The sequence below is a fragment of the Kribbella sp. NPDC055110 genome, from assembly GCF_053607525.1.
In genome coordinates, this window is record NZ_JBSGTS010000003.1 from 215644 (window position 1) to 238579 (window position 22936).

Annotated in this window: 19 protein-coding genes; 7 read left to right on the top strand and 12 right to left on the bottom strand. The window is 68.0% G+C overall.

Going from position 1 to position 22936, the window contains the following annotated elements; genetic code table 11:
- Nucleotides 1-12: 12 nt before the first annotated feature.
- From ACWF0M_RS07000 to ACWF0M_RS07015, 4 genes are read right to left on the bottom strand one after another with little or no spacing between them, the layout of a single operon-like run.
- The gene (locus ACWF0M_RS07000) at nucleotides 13-831 is read right to left on the bottom strand and encodes a carbohydrate ABC transporter permease (RefSeq protein ID WP_452234689.1); all 819 of its coding nucleotides are present in this window, start codon (nucleotides 829-831) and stop codon (nucleotides 13-15) included.
- Nucleotides 828-1727 (bottom strand): carbohydrate ABC transporter permease, encoded by a 900-nt coding sequence (locus ACWF0M_RS07005; protein WP_452234690.1) that lies wholly within the window; start codon nucleotides 1725-1727, stop codon nucleotides 828-830. The genes ACWF0M_RS07000 and ACWF0M_RS07005 overlap by 4 nt, the downstream gene beginning before the upstream one ends.
- Nucleotides 1724-2992: an extracellular solute-binding protein gene (locus ACWF0M_RS07010; RefSeq protein WP_452234691.1), complete on the bottom strand. Its 1269-nt coding sequence runs from the start codon at nucleotides 2990-2992 to the stop codon at nucleotides 1724-1726. The genes ACWF0M_RS07005 and ACWF0M_RS07010 overlap by 4 nt, the downstream gene beginning before the upstream one ends.
- Before the next feature lie 12 nt (nucleotides 2993-3004).
- Nucleotides 3005-4027 (bottom strand): LacI family DNA-binding transcriptional regulator, encoded by a 1023-nt coding sequence (locus ACWF0M_RS07015; RefSeq protein ID WP_452234692.1) that lies wholly within the window; start codon nucleotides 4025-4027, stop codon nucleotides 3005-3007.
- A 277-nt stretch (nucleotides 4028-4304) separates the two neighbouring features.
- Here ACWF0M_RS07015 and ACWF0M_RS07020 point away from each other — a divergent pair, with 277 nt between their 5' ends.
- Genes ACWF0M_RS07020 through melA form a run of 6 tightly spaced genes read left to right on the top strand, consistent with a single transcriptional unit; the run spans nucleotide 4305 to nucleotide 10382 of the window.
- Nucleotides 4305-5108, top strand: coding sequence for an endo alpha-1,4 polygalactosaminidase (locus ACWF0M_RS07020; RefSeq protein ID WP_452234693.1), 804 nt, complete (start codon nucleotides 4305-4307; stop codon nucleotides 5106-5108).
- A 34-nt stretch (nucleotides 5109-5142) separates the two neighbouring features.
- Nucleotides 5143-6435: an ABC transporter substrate-binding protein gene (locus tag ACWF0M_RS07025; protein WP_452234694.1), complete on the top strand. Its 1293-nt coding sequence runs from the start codon at nucleotides 5143-5145 to the stop codon at nucleotides 6433-6435.
- Nucleotides 6435-7358: a carbohydrate ABC transporter permease gene (locus ACWF0M_RS07030; protein WP_452234695.1), complete on the top strand. Its 924-nt coding sequence runs from the start codon at nucleotides 6435-6437 to the stop codon at nucleotides 7356-7358. Before ACWF0M_RS07025 ends, ACWF0M_RS07030 begins: the two co-directional genes overlap by 1 nt.
- On the top strand, nucleotides 7355-8167 hold the full coding sequence (locus tag ACWF0M_RS07035; protein WP_452234696.1) for a carbohydrate ABC transporter permease: 813 nt from the start codon (nucleotides 7355-7357) through the stop codon (nucleotides 8165-8167). Before ACWF0M_RS07030 ends, ACWF0M_RS07035 begins: the two co-directional genes overlap by 4 nt.
- 2 nt (nucleotides 8168-8169) lie before the next feature.
- Entirely contained in the window at nucleotides 8170-9090 is a 921-nt protein-coding gene (locus ACWF0M_RS07040; protein WP_452234697.1) for a carbohydrate kinase family protein, read from the top strand.
- Nucleotides 9087-10382, top strand: coding sequence for an alpha-galactosidase (gene melA / locus ACWF0M_RS07045; protein ID WP_452234698.1), 1296 nt, complete (start codon nucleotides 9087-9089; stop codon nucleotides 10380-10382). Before ACWF0M_RS07040 ends, melA begins: the two co-directional genes overlap by 4 nt.
- Here melA and ACWF0M_RS07050 read toward each other — a convergent pair.
- The 3 genes from ACWF0M_RS07050 to ACWF0M_RS07060 form a co-directional block, all read right to left on the bottom strand.
- A complete protein-coding gene (locus tag ACWF0M_RS07050) occupies nucleotides 10346-11251 on the bottom strand; it encodes an NAD(P)H-dependent flavin oxidoreductase (RefSeq protein WP_452234699.1) in 906 nt (301 codons plus the stop codon). The two genes, melA and ACWF0M_RS07050, sit on opposite strands and share 37 nt — an antisense overlap.
- A 328-nt stretch (nucleotides 11252-11579) precedes the next feature.
- Nucleotides 11580-14555: a preprotein translocase subunit SecA gene (secA, locus tag ACWF0M_RS07055; RefSeq protein WP_452234700.1), complete on the bottom strand. Its 2976-nt coding sequence runs from the start codon at nucleotides 14553-14555 to the stop codon at nucleotides 11580-11582.
- 186 nt (nucleotides 14556-14741) lie between these two features.
- Complete coding sequence (locus tag ACWF0M_RS07060; RefSeq protein WP_452234701.1) at nucleotides 14742-15956, bottom strand: winged helix-turn-helix domain-containing protein; 1215 nt, start codon at nucleotides 15954-15956, stop codon at nucleotides 14742-14744.
- A gap of 218 nt (nucleotides 15957-16174) precedes the next feature.
- On the opposite strand from ACWF0M_RS07060, the gene ACWF0M_RS07065 reads away from it, so the two are divergent.
- A complete protein-coding gene (locus ACWF0M_RS07065) occupies nucleotides 16175-16990 on the top strand; it encodes a S1 family peptidase (RefSeq protein WP_452234702.1) in 816 nt (271 codons plus the stop codon).
- Nucleotides 16991-17056: 66 nt separating this feature from the next.
- Here ACWF0M_RS07065 and hpf read toward each other — a convergent pair whose 3' ends face one another.
- From hpf to mtrA, 5 genes are all read right to left on the bottom strand, one after another.
- Nucleotides 17057-17683, bottom strand: coding sequence for a ribosome hibernation-promoting factor, HPF/YfiA family (gene hpf / locus ACWF0M_RS07070; protein WP_452234703.1), 627 nt, complete (start codon nucleotides 17681-17683; stop codon nucleotides 17057-17059).
- Between the two features lie 215 nt (nucleotides 17684-17898).
- Nucleotides 17899-18588, bottom strand: coding sequence for a ComF family protein (locus ACWF0M_RS07075; protein ID WP_452234704.1), 690 nt, complete (start codon nucleotides 18586-18588; stop codon nucleotides 17899-17901).
- A gap of 67 nt (nucleotides 18589-18655) precedes the next feature.
- Nucleotides 18656-20410 carry an LpqB family beta-propeller domain-containing protein gene (locus ACWF0M_RS07080; RefSeq protein WP_452234705.1) on the bottom strand — a complete coding sequence of 585 codons (1755 nt, stop codon included), beginning with the start codon at nucleotides 20408-20410 and terminating at the stop codon, nucleotides 18656-18658.
- The gene (gene mtrB, locus ACWF0M_RS07085; RefSeq protein WP_452234706.1) at nucleotides 20407-22164 is read right to left on the bottom strand and encodes an MtrAB system histidine kinase MtrB; all 1758 of its coding nucleotides are present in this window, start codon (nucleotides 22162-22164) and stop codon (nucleotides 20407-20409) included. The genes ACWF0M_RS07080 and mtrB overlap by 4 nt, the downstream gene beginning before the upstream one ends.
- 50 nt (nucleotides 22165-22214) lie before the next feature.
- Nucleotides 22215-22892: an MtrAB system response regulator MtrA gene (mtrA, locus tag ACWF0M_RS07090; protein ID WP_130445425.1), complete on the bottom strand. Its 678-nt coding sequence runs from the start codon at nucleotides 22890-22892 to the stop codon at nucleotides 22215-22217.
- Nucleotides 22893-22936: the final 44 nt, after the last annotated feature.

Below are 22936 nucleotides of genomic sequence, written 5' to 3' on the forward strand. Positions count from 1 at the left end.
GCCTTTCAGAAGTTAGCCTTTGACGCCCGACGACAGGTTCGTCGAGATGAAGCGGCGCTGGAAGACGATGAACAAGGTCACTGCGGGCGCAGCCAGCACGCACGCACCCGCGAGCACGGCACCGAACGGGTTCGCGGCCCGCGCCGAGACGGTGGTGAGGTAGTTGGACAGCGACACCGCGAGCGGTTGCAGGTCCTGCTGCTTGGTGATCAGGAAAGGCCACAGAAACTCGTTCCACGGCCCGATGAACGTGAGCAGTACGCCGGTCAGCAGGGCCGGCCGCACCAGCGGTACGGCGACCCGCCAGAGGATGTTCAGCTCCGACGCCCCGTCGATCCGGGCCGCGTCGAACAGCTCGGCCGGCAACTGCAGGAAATACTGCCGGAAAACGAAGACCGCGGTCGAGTTGATCAGGAACGGCAGGATCATCCCGAGGTAGCTGTCGGCGAGCCCGTAGCTGCGCACGATCAGCACGTACAGCGGGATCGTCAGCAACTGGAACGGCACGACCTGGATCAGCAGCATCAGGTTGAACACCAGCCCGCGTCCACGGAACTGCAAGCGGGCCAGCGCATACCCGGCGAGCACCCCGAACACGAGCGTCCCGAGGATCACGCCGCCGGTGAAGATCCCGGAGTTGAGCAACGACCGGCCGAGATGGATCGCCTGGTTGATCTCGGCGTAGTTGTGGCCGGTCAGGTTGCCGGGAGACGGAAATGCTCCGGAAACCGACGGATCCGGCTCGGTCTGCAGCGAGCCGATCAACATGTAGTAGAAGGGAAACAGGAAGACGAACGCGCCGATCAGCAGGCCGACGAACTTGAGCTTCACGACTCCTCCTTCCCCACGAAACGCCGTTCGACCAACGCGAGTACGAGCACACCGATGACGAGCAGCACGCCGATCGCCGAACCCACGTCGGGGTTCCCCTGCTCGATCCCGCGCTGGTACATGATCAGAACCGGAGACGCGGAGGCTCCGTCCGGGCCGCCGCCTCCGGTCAGCAGATAGGGCTCGGTGAACAGGTTCGCGCCGGTCACCGTGGCGAGCAGCACGACCAGCGTCGTCGCCGGCCGCACGCCGGGAATCGTGACATTCATAAAACGTTGCCACCGACTCGCGCCGTCCATCTCAGCGGCCTCATACAGCTCGCCGGACACGTTCTGCAGCGCGGCCAGGTAGAGCAGGATGAAGAAGCCGAGCTGCTTCCACGTGACGTAGATGGCGACTGTCGGCATGGCCAGCGACGAGTTCACCAACCAGGACGGATCAGGCGCGAGCGGCCCGAGGACCGAGTTGACCAGACCGTTGGAGTTGAACAGGAACAGCCAGACGCCGACGACCGCGACCGAGGCGGTGACGTAAGGGACGTAGTACGAGACCCGGAAGAACGTGCGCCACCGGATCGCCGCGTTCAGCGCGTTCGCGAGCAGCAGCGACAGGACGACCGTCAGCGGAACGTTGATCACCAGAAACACCAGAACGTTTCCGAACGCCCGCCGTACCGCTGGATCCGACAGCACTGTCACGTAGTTGTCGAACCCGACGAACGGCCGCTCCACGATCGCGCCCGGCGCGGTGAAGAAGTAGTCGTGGAACGACATGTACACGGCGAACCCGAGCGGATACGCGAACACCGCGGCCAGGAAAACGACGTACGGCGTGACGAACGCGATCCCGACCGGATGCTCACCGAGCACCCGGCCGAGCGGACCACGCGACCTCATGACTGCTTGGCTAGTTGGTCGACCTTCTGGGCGGCGCCGTCGAGGGCCGTGCCGATGTCTTCCTGGCCGAAGATCACCGACTTGGAGTAGGCGTCGCGGAACGTCTGCCAGATCGTGATCGAGTTCGGCACGTTCGGCACCTCGACGGTCCGGGACGCCTGGTCCGCGAACGTCTTGTACTCGGGGTTCTTCGCGAAGTAGTCGGCGTACGTCAACGCGACGTCCTTGCGCAGCGGCATCTGCCCGGTCGCGGCCAGGAACTTTCCGTCCTGTTCCTTGCTGGTCGCGAACTTCAGCACGTCCGACGCAGTCCCGCGGTTCTTGCACGCGGAGTACATGGCGACGTTCTTGGCATCGGAAAACGTGTGAATCTCGTTCGCCGGCTTACCGGACGACGTCGGCACCGGTACGACACCCCAGTCGACCTTGCCCTTGTACGTCGCGATCGCCCACGGACCGACCACGGCCATCGCCGACGTGCCGTCCACGAACGCGTCCCCGGTGTACTTCTCGGGCGACGCGAGCTTGTCGGCGTACATCGTCCGCCAGAACTGCGCGACCTTCTTACCCTCGTCGGACGCGAACGTCGACTTGCCGTCGGCAACCAACTGCTTGCCGCCGCTCTCGGCCGCGTACAACGGGTAGAAGTCGAACCAGGACTGGTAGAACTCGTTGCTCGGCGCCGGGTAGATCGCGAACTTCGCGGCCTTCGACGCCACCACCTTGCGCGACGCCGCGAGGAAATCGTCGTACGTCTTCAAGGAAGGATCGGTGATTCCGGCCTTCGCGAAGATTCTCTTGTTGTAGAAGATCATCACCGGGTTCGACTTCCACGGCAGCTGGTAGTACTTGCCGTCCGCCGACTTGTACTGCTGCGCGATGTCGCCGGACCGCTCCTCGATGTAGGACGCGTCCAGCGGCACCAGACCGCCCTGTTTCTGGAACTGCGAGACCGACGCCGGCGAAGTGTTGAAGATCAGGCAGGGCGCGTTCCCCGCGGTGATCGCCGCGCCGATGACCTCCTCGGACGACTTCCCGGTCGGGATCTCCTGAGAGGTGACCTTCTGGTCGGCGTGCTCGGCGTTCCAGGCAGCGACCATCTGCTTGCCCCAGGCGACTTCTTCGGCGTTGTTCGAGTACCAGATCGTGATGGGTCCGCGGGCTTGTGCCGCGGTGTCGGCGTCACCAGCGCCGCCACCGCCGCTCCCACACGCGGCGAGCGAGCCTGCCAGAGCCACGGCCAGCAATCCAGCTTGCAACTTCATCAGGGGTTCCTCCTACAAAGGGGGTGCAGCAGTGGAGCGGCGTACGACGAGTTCTGCGGGCGGCAACTCGACGTCGGGTACGTCGGTGTCGCCGTCTACGACCCGGTTGAGGGTCTGGGCCGCCGCCTCGCCGAAGCGGAACGGGTCGGCGCGGACCGTGGTCAGGCCGGGATGCACGTACTCGGCGAGCTCGCTGTCGTCGAAGCCGGCGATGCTCAGGTCGTCCGGCACGGTCAGGCCCGCGGCCTGGGCGGCGCCGAGACCTGCGATCGCCATCCGGTCGTTCGCGTAGACGATCGCGGTCGGCGGCTCCGGCAGCGCGAGCAGCCGCCGGGTGGCCTCGATCCCGCCGGCCGCCGTGAAGTCACCGGTCTCGACCGCGACCGGCTCCAGACCGGCAGCGGCCAGTGTGTCGACGAACGCCGTGGACCGTGCCGTGGCGTGCACGAACGCGGGCGGACCCGCGACATGCGCGATTCGGGTATGCCCGAGCTCGAGCAGATGCTCGACGACCTCCCCCGTGCCTGGCCGGTCGTCGAGGGTGACCGCGGGGAACGGCGAGTCCCCGTCCGGCCGGTTCAGGGTGACCGCGGGCAGGCCGAGCTCGATCAGCAGGCCGATCCGCGGATCGTCGTGCCGGAGGTCGGACAGGAACACCCCGTCGACCCGCGCGTCCTGGGCGAGTCGCCGGTACCCGTCCTGTTCGGACTCGCCGGCCGTGACCACCTGCAGCACCAGCGCCTGCCCCCGCATCGACAGCACGCTCTCGACCCCGGCGATGAACGCCGGGAAGAACGGGTCCGACGACAGCACGGCCGGGTCCCGGGTAATCACCAGGCCGAGCGCGAACGCTTTCGAGACCGACAGCGAACGCGCCCGGTTGCTCGGCCGCCAGCCGAGTTCGTCGGCGGCCGCGAGGATCTTGTCCACGGTCGTCTGCGCCAGTCCGGGGCGGCCGTTGAGCGCGAACGACACCGAGCCCTTGGACACGCCGGCTCGGAGCGCTACATCCGCGATGGTCGGCCGCTTCGCCACTCGAACCTCCGATTAAACCGGTTTAAGCAGCATCTAAACCGGTTTAAACCCGCTCTGTCAAGGTCTCGGACTGCTGCGCAGTACCGCAATCTCCGGGCAGTTCCGCGCACTCGTTTGCAGTCGATCGCTTGACGGAGCGGTTGTCACGGCGCTTGACTGGTCGGCAGTGACGCACCCAGCCGGTACCAGGCCGACGGCCTGCAGTCCGGTTTCCCGGCGCCAGGGCTCAGGTGAGGCCCGAGGCGGGGTAGCGTCCCCGGGACCGATGGAGCAAATCGTGTCCAGACTCATCCGCCGCCTGCTGGTAGCAGCCGCGGCCACCGCCCTCGCAGTCACCGCGACCACCCTCACCCGAACCTCCGCCGACGCGGCCGTCACGCTCCCGCCGGCACACGCGAAGTTCGACTACCAGATCGGCGGCGCGTATACCCCGCCCGCCGGTGTCCAGGTGGTCACCCGCGACCGGACCGCCGCACCGGCGGCCGGCCTGTACAACATCTGCTACGTCAACGCTTTCCAGGTCCAGCCCGGCGAACAGGGCCAGTGGGACTCGGACCTGCTGCTGCGCGATGCCAAGGGCAACCTTGTGATCGACGAGGACTGGGGCGAGCCGCTCCTCGATTTCCGTACGGCGGCCAAGCGGACCCGCATCGCCGCCAAGGTCAACGGCTGGATCGACGGCTGCGCCGCCAAGGGCTACAAGGCGATCGAGCCGGACAACTACGACAGCTACACCCGCTCGAAGAACCTCCTCACCGCCGGCCAGGCCAAGGCGTACCTGACCCTGCTGGCCACCCACGCTCACAGCAAGAGCCTCGCCATCGGCCAGAAGAACACGGTCGAGCTGGCCGGCGCCCGCACCACGGTCGGCCTGGACTTCGCGGTCGCCGAGGAATGCGGCCAGTACGACGAGTGCGGTGACTACGTCGATGCCTTCGGCAACAATGTGATCGTGATCGAGTACACCGACAGCGGCCGGCGTACGGCGTGTTCGCAGTACGGCGGAACGCTCTCGATCGTGCAGCGCGATGTGGACGTCTCCGTCCCGGGCGACTCCGGGTACGTCCGCAAGACCTGCTGAAACTCCTTTCCTGCAACCCTTTCTGGAGACCGCCATGTCTCAGCATGCTCGAAACCTGTCCCGCCGTGACATCCTCCGCACGGCCGCCGCCGTCGCGGCCGCAGGCACCCTCGGTGCGTGCGGAAAGGCCGAGGATCAGGGCGCCGACGGTGTCGTGACCCTCGACCTGTGGCACGGGCAGGTGGATCTCGGCAAGGCCGCGATCGACTCCCTGATCACTGCGTTCAACCAGTCGCACCCGAAGATCAAGGTGGTCGGCGGCGGTGGTGGCGTGACCGCGGACAGCATGCTGCAGAAGGTCACCGCGGGTCTGGCGGCGGGGTCCTACCCGGATATCGCGTACATCTTCGGGTCGGATCTCGCCAGCCTGACCAAGTCCCCCAAGGTCGCCGATCTCACCGGTCAGCTGAAGATCGACGACTACTGGCCGGCCGCGAAGGACGCGGTCAGCGTGAAAGGCAAGGTCCGCGCTGCGCCGGCGCTGCTCGACTCGCTGTGCGTGGTCTACAACAAGAAACTGTTCGCCGCCGCCGGTGTCGCCCCGCCGAAGGCCGGCTGGACCTGGGACGATTTCGTTGCCGCCGCCAAGCAACTGACCAACCCGGCGAAGGGAATCTTCGGCACCGGGTGGCCTGGGGTCGGCGACGAGGACACGGTCTGGCGGATCTGGCCGATGATCTGGGACCTCGGCGGCGACGTGGTCAGCGGCGACGGCAAGTTGGTCGGGTTCGACTCGGTCGGCACGAAAGCCCTGGAAACGCTGGACCGGCTGCGCACCGACAAGTCGCTGTACGTCGACCCGAAGCCGGGCAGCGAGCAGCTGTACCAGGTGTTCCTCGGCGGCCGGATGGGAATGGTTGCCACCGGCCCCTGGCAGCTCCCGGAACTGAAGGACAACGGCCTCGAGTACGGCGTGGTGCCGCTGCCGTCGTACTCCGGGAAGCCGATAACGATTTCCGGCCCGGACACGTGGACGATCTTCGACAACGGCAAGACGAAGGTAAAGGCGGCCACCGAGTTCGTCACCTGGCTGGCCGAACCGGCGCAGGACCTGCAGTGGGACATCAAGGGCGGCAGCCTGCCGATCACCAAGGCGACCGCGGAAATGCCTGACTGGAAGAAGCATTCCGCGGCGACGAACGGGCTGGACGTGTTCGTGACCGCGCTCGACACTGCGAAGGTGCGGCCGACGATCTCGACGTACCCGCAGATCTCTGAGCACGTGGGTGCGGCGATCGCCGCCGTTCTGCTCGGGAAGCAGAGTCCCGCGGACGCGTTGAAGCAGGCCGTCGACCAGTGCAACCAGGTGCTGGCGGTGCCGAGCTGATGGCCAGTGTGGTCGGGACGTTCACCGTCGATCCGCGGTCCCAGGCGGCCAAGCGGCGGGCGCGTGGTGAAGGTCCGACCGGGTGGGCGTTCGTCAGTCCGTCGGTGGTGATCATTCTCGGGCTGAGCGTCGTACCGGTGCTCTGGTCGTTGCTGTTGTCATTCCAGGTGAACGATCTGGTGTCGCCGAGCGAGTGGGTCGGGCTGGCGAACTACAAGGCGCTGGTGAAGGACCCGGCGTTCGGGTCGGCGGTCTCGCACACGCTGATCTACACGGCGTTGTATGTGCCGCTGAGCGTGGTCGCCGGGTTGGGGATCGCGATCGCGCTGGACCGCAAGATCGCGTTGATCGGGCTGTACCGGACGTTGGTGTTCGTGCCGTTCGTGGTGTCGGCGGCGGCGCAGGGCGTGCTGTTCTCGTTCGTGCTCGACCCGGAATTCGGGGTCGCGAACTCGTTGCTGCACAAGGTCGGGCTCCCGGCACAGGGGTTCTTCAGCGATCCGGGTCAGGCGCTGTACCTGTTGGTCGCGATCTCCTTGTGGAGCGGCACCGGGTTCTGCGTGATCGTCTATCTCGCCGGCCTGCAAGGGGTTTCGAGCGAGCTGGTCGAGGCGGCCCGGATCGACGGCGCCGGTCGTTGGGGCGTACTGCGGCACGTGACGCTGCCCGCGCTGGCTCCGGTGACGATCTTCCTCCTGCTGTTCCAGACCATCAACGCGTTGCAGGTGTTCGACCTGGTGTTCGTCACCACGAAGGGCGGACCGCTCGGGTCGACGACGGTGATCGTGTACTTCATCTGGGAGAAGGCGTTCAAGACGTTCACGGCCGGCTACAGCGCGGCAGCGGCGTACACGTTGGCGGTCGCGTTGCTGGTGGTCGGTGCCGCATTGCAGATCTACCGGAGGCGGGTGGCTGCCCGATGAAGCGGATCAGCGGTTGGCATTTCGTCCTCGCGCCGCTGGCGCTGCTCTTCGCGTTGCCGTTGGTGTGGCTGCTGGTCAGCTCGGTGATGAGCAACGCGGAAATCAACCGTTTTCCGCCGGCGTTGTGGCCGCACGGGATCAAGCTCGACGGCTACCGGTACGTGCTCGGAAACGCGCTGTTTCCGCGCTGGTTCCTGAATTCCTTCGTGGTTTCCGCGGTGGCGGTGACGGCGAACCTGGTGCTCGGGTCGCTCGGCGGGTACGCGTTCGCGCGGATCCGGTTCGCCGGGTCGAAGCTCGTCCTCGGGCTGATGCTGGCGACGATGGTGATCCCGTTCCAGCTGACGATGATCCCGACGTTCCTGGTGATGAAGCACCTCGGTCTGATCGACACGCTCGGCGCGCTGATCGTGCCGTCGCTGGTGACACCGCTTTCCGTGTTTCTGTTCCGGCAGTTCTTCGTCTCGCTGCCCCGCGAGCTCGAGGAGGCGGCCTGGATCGACGGCTGCGGGCGGCTCCGGATCCTGGTGTCGATCGTGCTGCCACTCGCGCGGCCGGCGTTGAGCACTGTCGCCGTACTGACGTTCCTCGCGACCTGGAACGACCTGACCTGGCCGTTGATCGCGATCAACAGCGACTCCACCTACACCCTCCAGCTGGGGCTCACCACGTTCCAGGGACAGCACCACACCCAGTGGTCCGCCGTGATGGCCGGCAACGTCATCACCGTGCTGCCCGTTCTGCTGGGGTTTCTCCTGGCCCAGAAGGCGTTCATCCGCTCCCTGGCCTCCACCGGACTCAAAGGCTGACTATGGACCTCCTTGTCATTGGCGACGCCAACCCTGATGTCGTGATCGGGCCGGTTGACCAGCCGATCCTCTTCGGTCAGCGGGAGCGTCTGGTTCCGACTGGGTCGCTCGTGCTCGGCGGCTCCGCGTCGATCATGGCATGCGGCGCGGCCCGGCTCGGGCTCAGCGTCGCGTTCGCCGGCCGCGTCGGCGACGACCCGGCCGGCGACTTCGTCCGTACGTCGCTGGCCGACCACGGCGTGAACGTCGACGCGCTGGTCGTCGATCCCACACTGCCGACCCCGCTCACCACGATCCTCACCTCGGGCGACGATCGCGCGATCCTCACCTCCCCGGGATGTTTGCCCAGTACGAGCGCGGACGACGTACCGCTGGAGCTGGTGCGTTCGGTGCGGCATGTGCATGCGGCGTCGTTCTATCTGTTGCCGTCGTTGGCGGCCGGGCTGGCCGGGATCTTCAAGAAGGCGAAGGCTGCGAAGGCGACCACCTCGCTGGATCCGAACGACGATCCCACCGGGCGCTGGGACCGATCTGTCCTCGACCCGATCCTGCGCGTCACCGACTACTTCCTCCCCAACGCCGCCGAGGCCCTGGCCTTGACCGGCCACCACCAGGTCGAGGACGCCGCCGGCATCCTGGCCCGCCGCGGTCCCCTCGTCGTGGTCAAGAACGGCGTCGACGGCGCCATCGCCCACAGCGGGTCGAAGGTCCTCACCGCACCGGCGCTCAAGGTCGAAACGATCGACGCCGTCGGAGCAGGCGACAGCTTCGACGCCGGCTGGGTGGCCGCCGTACTCAACGGCTCCCGCCCCGACCGCGCCCTCGCGATCGCCGCGGCCTGCGGTTCGCTATCAACCCGGGCTGCAGGCGGCACAGCAGCACAACCCGACTGGGACCTAGCAGTAGAAAGCGTGACGTCATGACCAGGATCGCCTTCATCGGTGCCGGCAGTGTGGTGTTCACGCAGGGGCTGCTCGCCGATCTGTTCGCGCTCGAGCTCGGGCCGTTGCAGATCGCTCTGCACGACATCGACCCCGAGCGGCTCGAGACGGCCGCGGCCGCGGCGTCGTACATCGCCCGGGAGCGTGGCGTCGTACCGCAGATCAGCAAGCATCTCGAGCGCCGGGCGGCGTTGGACGGCGCCGATTTCGTCATCAACATCGTGCAGGTCGGGATGAACGCGGCGACCCACGCCGACTTCGAGATCCCCGCCCGGTACGGGATACGGCAGACGATCGGCGACACCCTCGGCGTCGGCGGGGTGTTCCGCGCGCTGCGGACATTCCCGGTACTGCGGGGGCTCGCGAAGGACATCGCCGACGTCTGCCCGGACGCGTGGCTGCTCAACTACACCAACCCGATGGTGATGAACGTCTGGTACCTCAAGGCGCTCGGGGTCCGCAACGTCGTCGGGCTCTGCCACTCGGTGTACTGGACGATGCAGGGCCTGTCCGAGCTGGTCGGCGTACCGTACGACGACGTCACGTACCTCGCCGCCGGGGTGAACCATCAGTCGTGGGTACTGCGGTTCGAGCGCGGAGCCGAGAACCTGTACGACCGGCTCGACGAGGCGATCGCGGCGGATCCCGAGCTGCTGCGCCGGGTCCGGGTCGACATGTACCGGCGGCTCGGGTACTACCCGACCGAGACGAGCGAACACTCCTCCGAGTACGTGCCGTGGTACCTCGGGCACGCGCGTGAGATCGAGCGGCTCCGGCTGCCGATCGGCGCGTACCTCGACATCGTGGCGGAGAACCTCGCGTCCTACGAGCAGACCCGCAACGCGTTGAAGGCGGGCGAGCCGGTCGATGTCGAGCCCACCATGGAATACGCCCCGCAGATCATCCACAGCATCGTCACCGGCACTCCTCGGACCGTCTACGGGAACGTGCCGAACACCGGTCTGATCACCAACCTGCAGGCCGGAGCGGTCGTCGAGGTCCCGTGCCTGGTGGACGCGTCCGGCGTACAGCCGACCGCGGTCGGCGCACTCCCGGCGCAGTGCGCGGCGCTCAACCGCTCGTACCTGAACGTGGCCGAACTCGCCGTACAGGCAGCGATCGAGGAGGATCCGCGCGCGATCCGCCAAGCCGTCATGGTCGACCCGGCGACCGCGGCCGCACTACCCGTCGAGCAGATCTGGGAGCTGTGCAACGACCTGGTGCTTGCTCACCGCAACTACTTGGACCCGTCGTTGAGGGCGGCGCTCAGATAGTCGCGGTACGTCGCGAAACCGGCGAGGACCTCGGCCGCGGTCGGCTGACCGGTCAATGCGCCGACACCCTGGCCCGCGTAGATCGACGCGCGGGCCGGGTCGGCGACCTTGGACCCCTCGACCCACACCTCGTGTGCCGAGTCCTCGGTCTTGAGCTCCTCCTCATGTCCTTCCCACGTGTCGAAGAAGGCGTTGCGGAGCGCTCGGCCACCGAACTCGTCCGGCCAGCCCGCACGCGAGGCGGCGTCGAACACCGTGCCGTAGACGGTCTCGGTCTCGTTCGCCTCGATGATCCGCTGCCGCGCCGGCTCCTTCGTCTGCGCCTCCACGCAGGTCAGGAACGCCGTACCGATCCAGCCGCCAACGGCTCCGGCAGCAAGTACAGCCGCTAGGCCGCGTGGGCCGGAGATCCCGCCACCCGCGAGCACGGGCAGGTCGGTCGCGTCGAGGATCGCCTGCAGCAGCGGGAGGGTGGCGACGGCGTTCCGTCCGTGGCCGCCTGCTTCGGCGCCGCGGGCAACGATCACGTCCACGCCGGCGTCTACGGCCTCGCGGGCATCCGCGACCGTGCCGGCCTGCGTGGCGACGACGATGCCGGCCTCCTGCAGCGGGCCGACGTACGGCGTGTAATCCCCGAAGCTCAGCGACACCAGCGCGGGACGCAGCTCCAGCACCGCTTCCAGGTGCTCGGGATGGTCCTTCACCGACCACGCCATCAGCCCGATGCCGTACGGCGTACCGCTCGCAGCGGCGATCGCTCCCTCGGTGCGGATCCAGTCAGCCGTGACAGCCGATCCCGCTCCGAGCATCCCCAACCCACCGGCGGCGGAAATCGCAGCAGTCAACTCCCCGCCACTGACATTCGCCATCGGCGCCCCAACCACCGGCACCCCAACCCCAAACCTCTCCCGCAGCCACATACCCCAAGCGCACCACACCCCGCCCGCACCCCGCCATGGCCGGCACCACACCCACCCCACCAACACGCCATGGCCCGCACCACACCAACCGCCCTCGCCATCGTCGGCACCCCACCAACCCGCCCTCGCAACCGGCGGGGTCGGCCACTCGCGGGGCCTGTACCCGCGCGCCGGTGGCGGTGAACAGGATATTTCCCGTGCACCGCCCCCAGTACCTGTTCAAACCACCAACGGCCGGCCCCCAAGCAGAGGGGACCGGCCGTTGCGCGCGTGGTGGTTAGAACTTGTAGACGTCCGACTGGGGGTCGCCGTGGCAGCGTTTGTACTTTTTGCCGGAGCCGCAGGGGCAGGCGGCGTTGCGCGGCGTACCGGCGTACTCCAGGGTGCCGCCCTCGACGGCGTCCTGGTGCATCGCGACCTCGTCGTCACCGTCGATGGTCGGCGCCGAGTACGTCAGCCGCTGCGCACGCGGCTCGTTGGTGAGGCCCTTGGCCCGCAGGCGCGGCGTGTCCCGCGGCCGCGGGGTGTCCTGCGGCCGCTCCTCGTCCTCACTCGGATCGGCGAGCTCGGCGACCGCGGCACCCGAGGAAAGGATGTCCTGGATCGAGCGGCCCTCGAGTCGGTCCTCGTCCGCGAGGGCCGCCTCGTTCGCGAGCTCCATCTCGGCGCGCATCGCCTCCACGTCCACCTCGACGTTGAAGATGAACCCGACCGACTCCTCCTTGATCGACTCCATCATCGAGGCGAACATGTCGTAGCCCTCGCGCTGGTACTCGACCAGTGGGTCGCGCTGCGCCATGGCGCGCAGGCCGATGCCCTCACGCAGGTAGTCCATCTCGTACAGGTGCTCGCGCCACTTGCGGTCCAGCACGCTCAGTACGACGCGACGCTCCAGCTCGCGCATCGCGTCCTCACCGAGCAGTTCCTCACGCCGGTCGTACGCCGCGGTCGCGTCCTCGAGGAAGCGCTCGACCAGGAAGTCCTGGGTCAGGCCGGCCTTCTCGCCGCCGGCCTCCTCGATCAGCTCGTCCTCGGTGAGCTCCGACTGGTACAGCGTCTTCATCGCGGTGAACAGCGCGTCCAGGTCCCAGTCCTCGGCGAACCCGTCCGCGGTCGCGCCCTGCACGTACCCGGTGACGGTCTCCTCGAGCATGTCCTGCACCTGGTCGCGCAGGTCGGCGCCCTCGAGTACGCGGCGACGCTCGTCGTACACGACGTGCCGCTGACGGTTCATCACGTCGTCGTACTTGAGGATGTTCTTCCGGGTCTCGAAGTTCTGCGCCTCGACCTGACCCTGCGCCGACGCGATCGCCTTCGTGACGACCTTGTTCTCCAGCGGCTGGCTGTCGTCGTTGTTCCGCGACATCGCCCAGTCGACCATCTCGCGCTTGAACAGCCGCATCAGGTCGTCCTCGAGCGACAGGTAGAACCGGGACTTGCCCGGGTCACCCTGCCGGCCGGCACGACCGCGCAGCTGGTTGTCGATCCGGCGGGACTCGTGCCGCTCGGTGCCGAGCACGTACAGGCCGCCGAGCTCGCGGACCTCGGCCTGCTCCTCCTTGACCTGCTTCTCGAACCGCTCGAGCATCGCCGGGTACTCGGCCTCGTACTGCTCGATGTCCTCGGCCGGGTCGATGCCGCGGGCCCGCAGCTCCTTGTCGGCAAGGAACTCCGGGTTGCCGCCGAGGATGATGTCGGTACCACGACCGGCCATGTTGGTGGCCACCGTGACGGCGCCCTTCCGGCCGGCCTCGGCGACGATCGCGGCCTCGCGCGCATGCTGCTTCGCGTTCAGCACCTCGTGCTTGATGTTCTCCTTGAGCAGCTGCCGGGACAGCCGCTCGGACTTCTCCACCGACGTCGTACCGACCAGGATCGGCTGCCCGGTCGCGTGCGCGTCGACGATGTCCTTGACCACCGCGTCGAACTTGGCGTCCTCGGTGCGGAAGATCAGGTCCCGCTCCTCGACCCGGATCATCGGCTTGTTGGTCGGGATCGGCACCACGCCGAGCTTGTAGACCTTCGAGAACTCGTTCGCCTCGGTCATCGCCGTACCGGTCATGCCGGCCAGCTTGGTGTAGAGGCGGAAGTAGTTCTGCAGCGTGATCGTCGCGAGGGTCTGGTACTCCTCCTTGATCTCGACGCCTTCCTTGGCCTCGATCGCCTGGTGCAGGCCCTCGTTGTAGCGGCGGCCGTGCAGCGTCCGGCCGGTGTGCTCGTCGACGATCAGGACCTCGCCGTCGCCGACGACCACGTAGTCCTTGTCCAGGTGGAACAGGTCCTTGGCCTTCAGCGCGTTGTTCAGGTAGCTGATCAGCGGGGTGTTGGCCGACTCGTACAGGTTGTCGATGCCGAGCCGGTCCTCGACCTTCTCGATCCCGCGCTCGAGGATCGCGACCGTGCGCTTCTTCTCGTCGACGTCGTAGTCGGCGACCCGGCGCTTGGTCTCGTCGATCTCGAGGTCGGTGATCCGCGGGTTCTTCCGCTTCAGCTCCGCCTCGTCGGCCAGCGTCCACGCCTTCAGCGAGTTCGCGATCCGGGCCATCTCGATGTACCAGCGCTGACTGTCCTCGGCCGGGCCGGAGATGATCAGCGGCGTCCGGGCCTCGTCGACCAGGATCGAGTCCACCTCGTCCACGATCGCGTAGTTGTGCTCGCGCTGGACGCAGTCCTCGATGCTGCCCGCCATGTTGTCGCGCAGGTAGTCGAAGCCGAACTCGTTGTTGGTGCCGTAGGTGATGTCCTTGGCGTAGGCGATCCGGCGCTCGGCCGGGGTCATCTCCGGCAGGATCACGCCGTAGTCGAGGCCGAGGAAGTGGTACACCCGGCCCATCCACTCGGCCTGGTACTTGGCCAGGTAGTCGTTCACCGTGATCACGTGCACGCCCTTGCCGGACAGCGCGTTCAGGTACGTCGGGAGCGTGCCGACCAGGGTCTTGCCCTCACCGGTCTTCATCTCCGCGATGTTGCCCAGGTGCAGCGCGGCCCCACCCATGATCTGGACGTCGTAGTGCCGCTGGTGCAGCGTCCGCTTGGCGGCCTCCCGGACCACCGCGAAGGCCTCCGGGAGCAGCGCGTCCAGGGATTCCCCGTTCTGGTGACGCTCCTTGAACTCCGCCGTCTGCTGACGCAGCTCTTCGTCCGACATGTTGACGAAGTCGTCCTCGATGGAGTTGACCATCTTCGCGATGCCCTGCAACTGGCGGAGGATCTTGCCCTCGCCGATCCGCAGGACCTTGTCGACAACCTTCATGGTGGGGAGTTCACTCCTTGCTGCTGAAGCCTGGGTTGCGGCCGAACGCCGACAGGGCACGGCCGACCCACGGGAAGGCGTGCGACCCCCATCGTACGGGGCTGGGTGTGCCAAGCCACGCCCGCAGCGTGCCCCCGGCGTTATCCGACCCACGCACGGGCGGCCCGAAAAGTTCCCAGCAGTCTGTCAGAATCCTCGCAGGGCGTCACTGAGCGCTGGCGACAGGTCACCACCGCCGGCCACCCGGACCTGGTCCAGCCCGAGCCACCCGGCCAGCTGGACGAGCTCCGCTGCCAGCTCCTCGGCGGTCTCCACTGGCGCCTTCGGCTCCGCGTGCGCCGACTGGACGAGCAGCACACCGCCGGGGCGGTCGGCCTTGAGGTCCACCCGGGCGACCAGCCGGTCCCCGAGCAGGAAGGGCAGCACGTAGTACCCGTGGACGCGTTTCTCGGCCGGGACGTAGATCTCGATCCGGTACCTGAAGTCGAAAAGGACTTCGGTCCGGGTGCGCTCGTACACCAGCGAGTCGAACGGGCTGACCAGGGCGCGCGTGTTCACCCGGCGCGGCAGCCGCGCATCGCGATGCAGGTACGCCGGACGCTTCCAGCCGTCGATCCGGACCGGGAGCAGCTCGCCCTCCTCGACCAGCTCGGAGATCGCCTGCTGCGTCGGAGCGGGCGCGGTCCGGAAGTAGTCCCGCAGGCACTGCGCGGTGGCCACCCCGTGCGCCCGGGCCGCGATCGAGATCAGCCCGCGGTGCGCCTCGTCGAGCGTCGGTGTCGGCGTCTCGACCACCGCGCGAGGCAGCACCCGTTCCGGTACGTCGTACAGCCGCTCGAACTGCTGGTTGCGGCGGGCGACCGTGATCTCGCCGGCGAAGAACAGGAACTCGAGAGCACGCTTCACGTCGGACCAGTTCCAGCCCCAGTTGTCCTTGGTCCGCTCGACGTCGTCGTCGATCTCGCGGGCGGTCAGCGGACCGTGGTTCCGGACATCGGAGAGCACCTGCTTGATCAGGTCCGGCCGCTCCTTCGCGATCGACCGCGGGCCGCCCCACGCCTCGGTCGTCGCCCGGGCCATCCGCCAGCGCATCAGCGGGTGCGTCTCGACCGGGATCAGCGACGCCTCGTGCGCCCAGTACTCCACCAGACGGCGCGGCGCCTTCCCGGCCGCGCGGTCCAGTAGATCGCGCGGATACGGACCGAGGCGGGAGTAGAGCGGCAGGTACTGCGTCCTGCTCAGCACGTTGACCGAGTCGATCTGGATCAGCCCGATGCGGCCCAGCACCCGGGTCAGCGCCCGCATGTCGGGGACGCCCTTGGGCCGCGGGTCCATGAATCCCTGCGCCGCGAGCGCCACCCGCCGCGCCTGACCCGTCGAGATCTGCAACTGCGTCGTCATACCCAGATTCTGCCGGGCCCCACCGACAATCCGCCCTCACTCCGTCTTTGAGCACGCATCAACCATTTCCACGGCTCGCATTTGGTTGGTGGGGGCTCAAAGAAGGGCGGGCATAACTCTGGTGTTACCCAAAGTGGGAGGTGCGCTACGGATGGTGTTCGGGGGACCCTGCGATGAGGCCGTCCGCCCGTGCGGCCCCTATCACCCTGGAGTGAGGCATGACAGGAAAGAAGCATGCGGTCCGCGCTGCCCTCGCGGCCGGCGTACTGGCCGCGGCGTCCCTAGGTGCGGTGGCCGTCGCAGGCTCCGCATCCGCCGCGCAGTCGCCCGACGTACCCAAGACCCGGATCGTCGGCGGCACCATCGCCCACACCGCCGACACCCCGTGGGCCATCCAGCTCTCGAACAGCGGCTCCCCCGACCCGACCGGTGAGTGGTGCGGCTCGACGCTGGTGAAAGCGAACAAGATCGTCACCGCGGCGCACTGCGCACAGGAGGCCGCGTCCACCTACACCGCGATCCAGGGCCGGGATGTGCTGAGCGACAAGTCCACCGGCCAGGAGTCGAAGATCAGCAGCATTTGGGTGGACCCGGAGTACGGCAAGTCGCCCGCTCACGACGTCGCGGTGATGACGCTGGCGACGCCGTTCGAGGGTGTCGACACGCTGGCGCTGGAGACCGACAAGGCAGCCGACGCGGCCGGCGCGGCGTCGATCGTCTACGGCTGGGGCGAGACCGAGGGCACCGGCCCGGCGGACACCTTCCAGAAGGTCGACGTACCGGTGCTGGGTGACGCGTACTGCCAGAAGGCGTACGCGAGCGAGGGCTACACCGCCGACGGCGAGATCTGCGCCGGGTACGAGGAAGGCGGCAAGGACTCCTGCCAGGGCGACTCCGGTGGCCCGCTGGTCCTCAACGGCCGCCTGTTCGGCGTCGTCTCCTGGGGCGTCGGCTGCGCGGACGCCGGCAACCCAGGCGTGTACGCCGAGGTCGCGACGTACGCCGCCGCACTACAGCAGCAGATCGACAGCTGACGTAACCGCGGGACAGCGCCGGGCCGGGCAATCTGCCCGGCCCGGCGTCTGTCACCTCCTGAGGTCTCAGACGGCCAGCCGGATCACGCCGTAGTCGTAGCCGCGGCGGCGGTAGACGACGCTCGGCTGGTTCTCGTCGGCGTCGACGTACAGGTAGAAGTCGTGCCCGACCAGTTCGAGCTCGTAGAGCGCCTGGTCCAGGGTCATCGGCTTGGCGGTGTGGGTCTTCTCGCGCATCACCAGCGGTCCTTCGCCGGTGACCAGGAGAGATCCGTACTTGTGCGTCGCCACCTCGTCCTCGGCGACTGGTTCCTCCACTACAGGTGCGTTGCCGTTGAGCGGCTGCTTCGCGTTCACGTGCCGCAGGCCTTCCGGCGCTCGCTCACCACGGTGCACACGACGCCGGTCGGCCGCCTTGCGGACCTGGGACCGGAGCCGGTCCAGGCAGACGTCGAACGCTGCCTGCTTGGTCTCCCCGCACGCCTCTGCGCGGACCACCGGACCCTTGGTGTACATGGTGAGCTCGACACGCATCGCCCGATCGTGCTGTCGCGGGTTCTTCTCCTGGCTGACTTCCACCTCGCACCGCAGTACCCGGTGATCGACCTTCTCGATCCGTTCGAGTTTTTCCTCGACGTACTGCCGGAAGCGGTCACTGACCTCGCAGTGATGACCCTTGACAACGACGTCCACGGAAACCTCCATCGATCGGCGACTCTTTTACGTGTTCGGACCCCCGTGCTCGTGGTGACGGTGCCCGAAACGAGAACACCCGCTGTCGAACCCGTCGGACCTCGTGGCGAGGAATCCGGCTGATCCGGTCCTCCACCACTCCACTGCCCGACAAGCCCTAGCGGGTGTCATAGGCCAACGCTAGTCGGCTTCGGCGAAAACCGGTAGAGAAGTTCTCATGAACCAGACGCCGGTTGCCGGGCGGTGGCCGCCAGCAGCGCACAGCCGAGGACCTGGATTCCCCGGGATTCCAAGGCGCGGCAGGCTTCGCTGAGCGTGGATCCGGTGGTGATCACGTCGTCGACCAGCAGGACCGGTTGACCGATCAGCGTTTCAGCCCAGCGCGAACGCAGCCCGAACGCCCCGTCCAGGTTCGCGGTACGGCGTTCCGCGGACAACCCGGCCTGGTCGTCGGGCCGCCCCACGACCCGCAGCGCGTCGGCTGTCCGGGCGTCGATTCCCTGTCTGCGCAGGGATCTGACGGCAGTCTTCGTAATCCGCCCGAGCGGATCGTGCCCGCGCTTGCGGACCGTTGCCCGAGGCGACGGCACCGGACACACCCACGCCGCCCGGCGCTGGTCGAGGGCCGCCCGTACGACGTTCGCGAGCAGCTCACCGAGTGGCCTGGCAAGGGCGTACCGGGCGTGCTCCTTGTGCGCGAGGATCAGGTTCCGGAGCTCCCCGGCGTACGGCGCGGCGGCGGTCGGGGGCGCGAGACCGGGTGGACTCGGGTCGGGCCATGCACGGAACGGAGTCAGTTCGGTCAGTAGCCGACGGCAACCACCACAGAGAGTGACGCCAGGCCGGGTGCAGCCTGCGCACCGCCCGCCGAGCACCAGGTCCACGAACCCGTCCCACCCGCGCACCACCTCACGGTCCACGATCGGCCGCGGCCCCCGCAACCGCGCGAGCCGGAGCCTGTGGACAACTGGCTCAGCCGGGGTAGGTGGGGATGATCGTGGCCTGGCTGTTGTCGGCGTCCATGGACACCCACCCCAGGTCCTTGCTGAGCCAGTGGATGCGGCCGGCGTCGTCCTGGATCACCGGCAGCGTGTCCTTGTGGGTGTTCGACGCGACGTGCTCGGGGACGAAGCCCGGCGCCGCGCCGGGCAGCAGCTGCAGGCTCGACCCGTCGGTGCTGACCAGCCAGGCCTGTGGCGCCGCGTTGTCGGTCCCGATCACGATGATGCCCTGCTTGTCCCAGGCCGCGTCGGTGATGTTGGTCAGCGCCAGCCGCAGCGGCCGGAACGCGCCCAGCATCAGCTGCTTGCCGCCCTTCGCGGTCTGGACCGTCGCGGTCTCGACATAGTTCTGCTTCGTGGTTGCGCTGTGCATCACCAGCAGCGCCCGGACACCGTCCGGAGCCATCCGCAGGGCGACCGGGGTGTCTCCCTTGAAGTCGGTCTCGACCAGATTGACGCGACCGTCGTCGTCGCGGACGCGCAGCCGCGGGTCCTCGCTGTCGGCCCTGTCCAGGAACCACACGTTGTCCTGGCCGTCGAAGCTCGGCGGCAAGGTCTTCCCCTCGACCTTGATCTCGGACGCCTTGCCGGCGTTGTCGGCCGGCTCCAGCTTTCCGTAGACGACATGGCGCCCGTCGGCGGTCACAATCGCACCGGCGTCACCCGACAGCGTGACCGCGAAGGACTGTGCCTTGTAGAGCGCCAGCGGGCCTGCGTTCAGCGGCTGGGCGGAGATGTCCGACGCTCCGTCCAGTCCGACGATCCGCTGCGGCTTCTGCCCCAGCAGACCGTACAGCTTGGTCATCGCACCGGCCGTCGTCTGCGGGTCGTACGCGCTGAAGTTGGCGAACGGCAGCACCTCCGGCTCGTCCGGAAGCAGCGGTGCACCGCCGACGGTGATCTTGGCGCGGAGGTTGAGCTGGTTGAGCGTCCAGACGATCTGCGCCGCCAGCAGCCGTCGGTCCTGGTCCCGGAGCGATCCGGCCGCGTCGTTCAGCGCCACGGTGGCCACACCGAGGTCCACCGGGACCGACACCTGGACTTCGGTGCCGGGCGGCGCGATAGACACCACGCCGTTGCCCAGCCGGGTGGTCGGACCCTTCAGCAGCTCCTGGATCAGCTGCGTCGCGGCCTGGCCGGACGGGAGGTTCTGCGGCAGCCAGACCTGGTCCGGCACCAGCAGGTCCCGGGACTGGTTGAAGAAGTACAGGTCCCGGGGAGCGAGTTTCAGGTCGACCTGGTTGCTGCCCAGGTACGCGCCCGGCGGCACCGTGTCGACGCGGAACTGCCCGTCGACCTTCTTGAGCTTGAAGAAGAAGTCGGCCTTGTCGCTCGCGGCCGCCGGGATCCACTCGCCGCGCTCGCCGATGGTGGCGATCTTGTGGGCGGTCAGCTGGATCCCGTCACCCTTCCGGGTCAGCGACTCCGGCCGCTGGTCGTACACCACGGTCTGCGACTCGGGCTTCCACTCCCCCGCGGCCTCCGGGGTCATGTACTGGCGCGCGACGTCGTACGCCTGGGAGTCCGACATGGCCTCCAGGAAGCCGCTGACGATGGCCATGTCGTCGATGTTCGCCCGCGGCGGCTTCGCCTCGACGCCGACGCCACCCAGGTCCGGCGCGAGCCCCTGCCGTTCGCCGTTGCGGATGGTGCCCTTGGTCGGCACGGTCGCGCAGCCGCCGAGCAGCGCCACGGCCAGCAGGACACCGATCAGCCGGCGTCTCACAGCTCCTCACCGCCGCTCAGCTTCTGGTACGGCGCACCGACGTCGACGAGCTCGGTGACGACCCGGGTCGCGTCGGGCGGACGCGGCGGCAGCGGCGAGCCGGTGAGCGCAACGTCCGGGCGACGCGGCAGCGTCAACCGGAAGTACGCGCCGTCGCCGGGCGAGCCCCACGCGTCCAGGCGGCCGCCGTGCAGCCGGGCGTCCTCGAGCGCGATCGACAGGCCGAGGCCGGTGCCACCCGTGGTCCGGGCCCGGGCCGGGTCGGCCCGCCAGAACCGGCTGAACACCATCTCCGCCTCCTCGGGACGGAACCCGACCCCGTGGTCGCGGACGGCCACCGCGGCAGCGTCGTCGTCGTACGCCGTGCTGATCCGGATCGGCAGGCCCTCGCTGTGCTCGATCGCGTTGCCGATCAGGTTGCGCAGGATCCGCTCGATCCGGCGGGAGTCGACCTTGGCCTTGCACGGTCTCGGCATGTCCAGCTCGACCGGGCAGCCCTTGCGCTCCAGCAACGTCTCGTGGTTCTCCAGGACCCGGTTGACGATGTCGCGCAGGTCGACGTCCTCCAGGTCCAGGGCGGCCGCTCCGGCGTCGAACCGGCTGATCTCGAGCAGGTCGGCGAGCAGCTCCTCGAACCGGTTGAGCTCGTTCTGCAGGAGCTCCACCGAGCGGCGGCTGATCGGGTCGAACTGGTCACGGCTCTCGTGCAGCAGGTCGGCAGCCATCCGGACCGTGGTCAGCGGCGTACGCAGCTCGTGGGACACGTCCGACACGAACCGGCGCTGCAGCCGCGACAGCTCCTCCAACCGGCGGATCTGCCGCTGCAGGTTGGACGCCATCTTGTTGAACGACACCGCCAGCCGCGCCAGGTCGTCGGTGCCGCGGACCTGCATCCGCTCCTCGAGCTTGCCGGCCGCGAGACGCTCAGCGATCCGCCGTGCCATCCGCACCGGGGTCACGACCTGCCGGGTGACCAGCCAGGCCACAGCACCGAGCAGGACGATCAGCAACAGACCTGCGGTGAACAGGGCCCGCTGTACGACGTCCAGCGTCTCCTGCTGCGCAGTGAGCGGGAACAGGAAGTAGATCGCGTACTTGTCGCCAGTGGAGTCGATGCGGATCTGCGAGCCGATCACCAGGCCCGGGACGCTCGGGCTCTCCCGGTAGTTGATCTGCGTGTACGTGTCCCACAGCTTGGAGCCGTCACTCACCACGGAGGAGGCCAGCGCCTGCGGGATCGAGTCGCTGTCGACCAGACCGGTGTAGCGGATCGCGTTGGACGCCGCCTGGTCGGTCGGCACCAGCAGGACGTCGTAGAGGCCCGGGCGGTTGGAGCCGAGGACCAGCTTGGACAGCTCCTGGTTGACGGTGTTGCGGTTGGCGGCGTCGATCGTCGCGGAGAGCTGCTGCAGCTGCGCGCGGACCTCGGCCTGGGCGCTGCCACGGCGGGACTCCAGGACACCGTCGGTGACCTGGCTCATCATCACCCAGCCGACCAGGATCAGGACCAGCGTCGACATCAGCAGCGTGCCGGTGACGATCCGGGCCTGGATGGACCGCCGCCAGATGTCCGGCCAGTGCTTCGGGTGGGTCCGCCACAGCGGCTGCGGCTGGGCAGACCAATCCACCGCGGGGACGGTCAGTGCCAGTTCCGTCCCGCGGGATTCGGCCGCCTTCTGCTCGGGCGGTGCCGTCGGCTGCGCGCCCTGGTGGTCGGCGATCTGTCCGGTGTGTACCTCGGTACCGGGGTCCACCACCTGGTCCTCGGCGGCAGCCTGCGACTCTTGGCCGCGTCCGTACTCGATCAGTCCGCACCCGCCTTGTATCCGACCCCGCGGACCGTGACCACGATCTCCGGGTGCTCAGGGTCCTTCTCGATCTTGGAGCGCAGCCGCTGGACGTGCACGTTCACCAGCCGGGTGTCGGCGGCGTGCCGGTAGCCCCAGACCTGCTCCAGCAGCACCTCGCGGGTGAACACCTGCCAGGGCTTCGACGCCAGGCAGACCAGCAGGTCGAACTCCAGCGGCGTCAGCTGGATCGTCTCGCCGGCCCGCTTCACCGAGTGGCCGGCGACGTCGATGGTCAGGTCGCCGATGGTCAGTGACTCCGGACCGGGCTCGTCCATCCGGCGCAGCCGGGCCCGGATCCGGGCCACCAGCTCCTTCGGCTTGAACGGCTTGACCACATAGTCGTCGGCGCCCGACTCCAGCCCGAGCACCACGTCGACGGTGTCGCTCTTGGCGGTCAGCATCACGATCGGCACCCCGGACTCGGCCCGGATCGCCCGGCAGACGTCGATGCCGTCCATTCCGGGCAGCATCAGGTCGAGCAGCAGGAGATCGGGCTTGAACTCCCGGAACGCCGGTACTGCCTTGTCACCGGTTGCGACCAGATACGTGTCGTAGCCCTCGTTGCGCAGCACGATGCTGAGCATCTCCGACAACGCTGTGTCGTCGTCGACGATGAGGATGCGGCCCCGCATCGTCCGGTTACCGTCTGCCACGCCCTTAGCTCCTTGCCGTCCGC

Coding starts and splice junctions, on each gene's coding strand:
- ACWF0M_RS07050 (WP_452234699.1), bottom strand. CDS start 11,251: ATGGCGAATGTCAGTGGCGGGGAGTTGACTGCTGCGATTTCCGCCGCC.
- ACWF0M_RS07010 (WP_452234691.1), bottom strand. CDS start 2,992: ATGAAGTTGCAAGCTGGATTGCTGGCCGTGGCTCTGGCAGGCTCGCTC.
- ACWF0M_RS07005 (WP_452234690.1), bottom strand. CDS start 1,727: ATGAGGTCGCGTGGTCCGCTCGGCCGGGTGCTCGGTGAGCATCCGGTC.
- mtrA (WP_130445425.1), bottom strand. CDS start 22,892: ATGCGGGGCCGCATCCTCATCGTCGACGACGACACAGCGTTGTCGGAG.
- ACWF0M_RS07060 (WP_452234701.1), bottom strand. CDS start 15,956: ATGACGACGCAGTTGCAGATCTCGACGGGTCAGGCGCGGCGGGTGGCG.
- ACWF0M_RS07025 (WP_452234694.1), top strand. CDS start 5,143: ATGTCTCAGCATGCTCGAAACCTGTCCCGCCGTGACATCCTCCGCACG.
- melA (WP_452234698.1), top strand. CDS start 9,087: ATGACCAGGATCGCCTTCATCGGTGCCGGCAGTGTGGTGTTCACGCAG.
- ACWF0M_RS07065 (WP_452234702.1), top strand. CDS start 16,175: ATGACAGGAAAGAAGCATGCGGTCCGCGCTGCCCTCGCGGCCGGCGTA.
- ACWF0M_RS07030 (WP_452234695.1), top strand. CDS start 6,435: ATGGCCAGTGTGGTCGGGACGTTCACCGTCGATCCGCGGTCCCAGGCG.
- ACWF0M_RS07040 (WP_452234697.1), top strand. CDS start 8,170: ATGGACCTCCTTGTCATTGGCGACGCCAACCCTGATGTCGTGATCGGG.
- secA (WP_452234700.1), bottom strand. CDS start 14,555: ATGAAGGTTGTCGACAAGGTCCTGCGGATCGGCGAGGGCAAGATCCTC.
- ACWF0M_RS07035 (WP_452234696.1), top strand. CDS start 7,355: ATGAAGCGGATCAGCGGTTGGCATTTCGTCCTCGCGCCGCTGGCGCTG.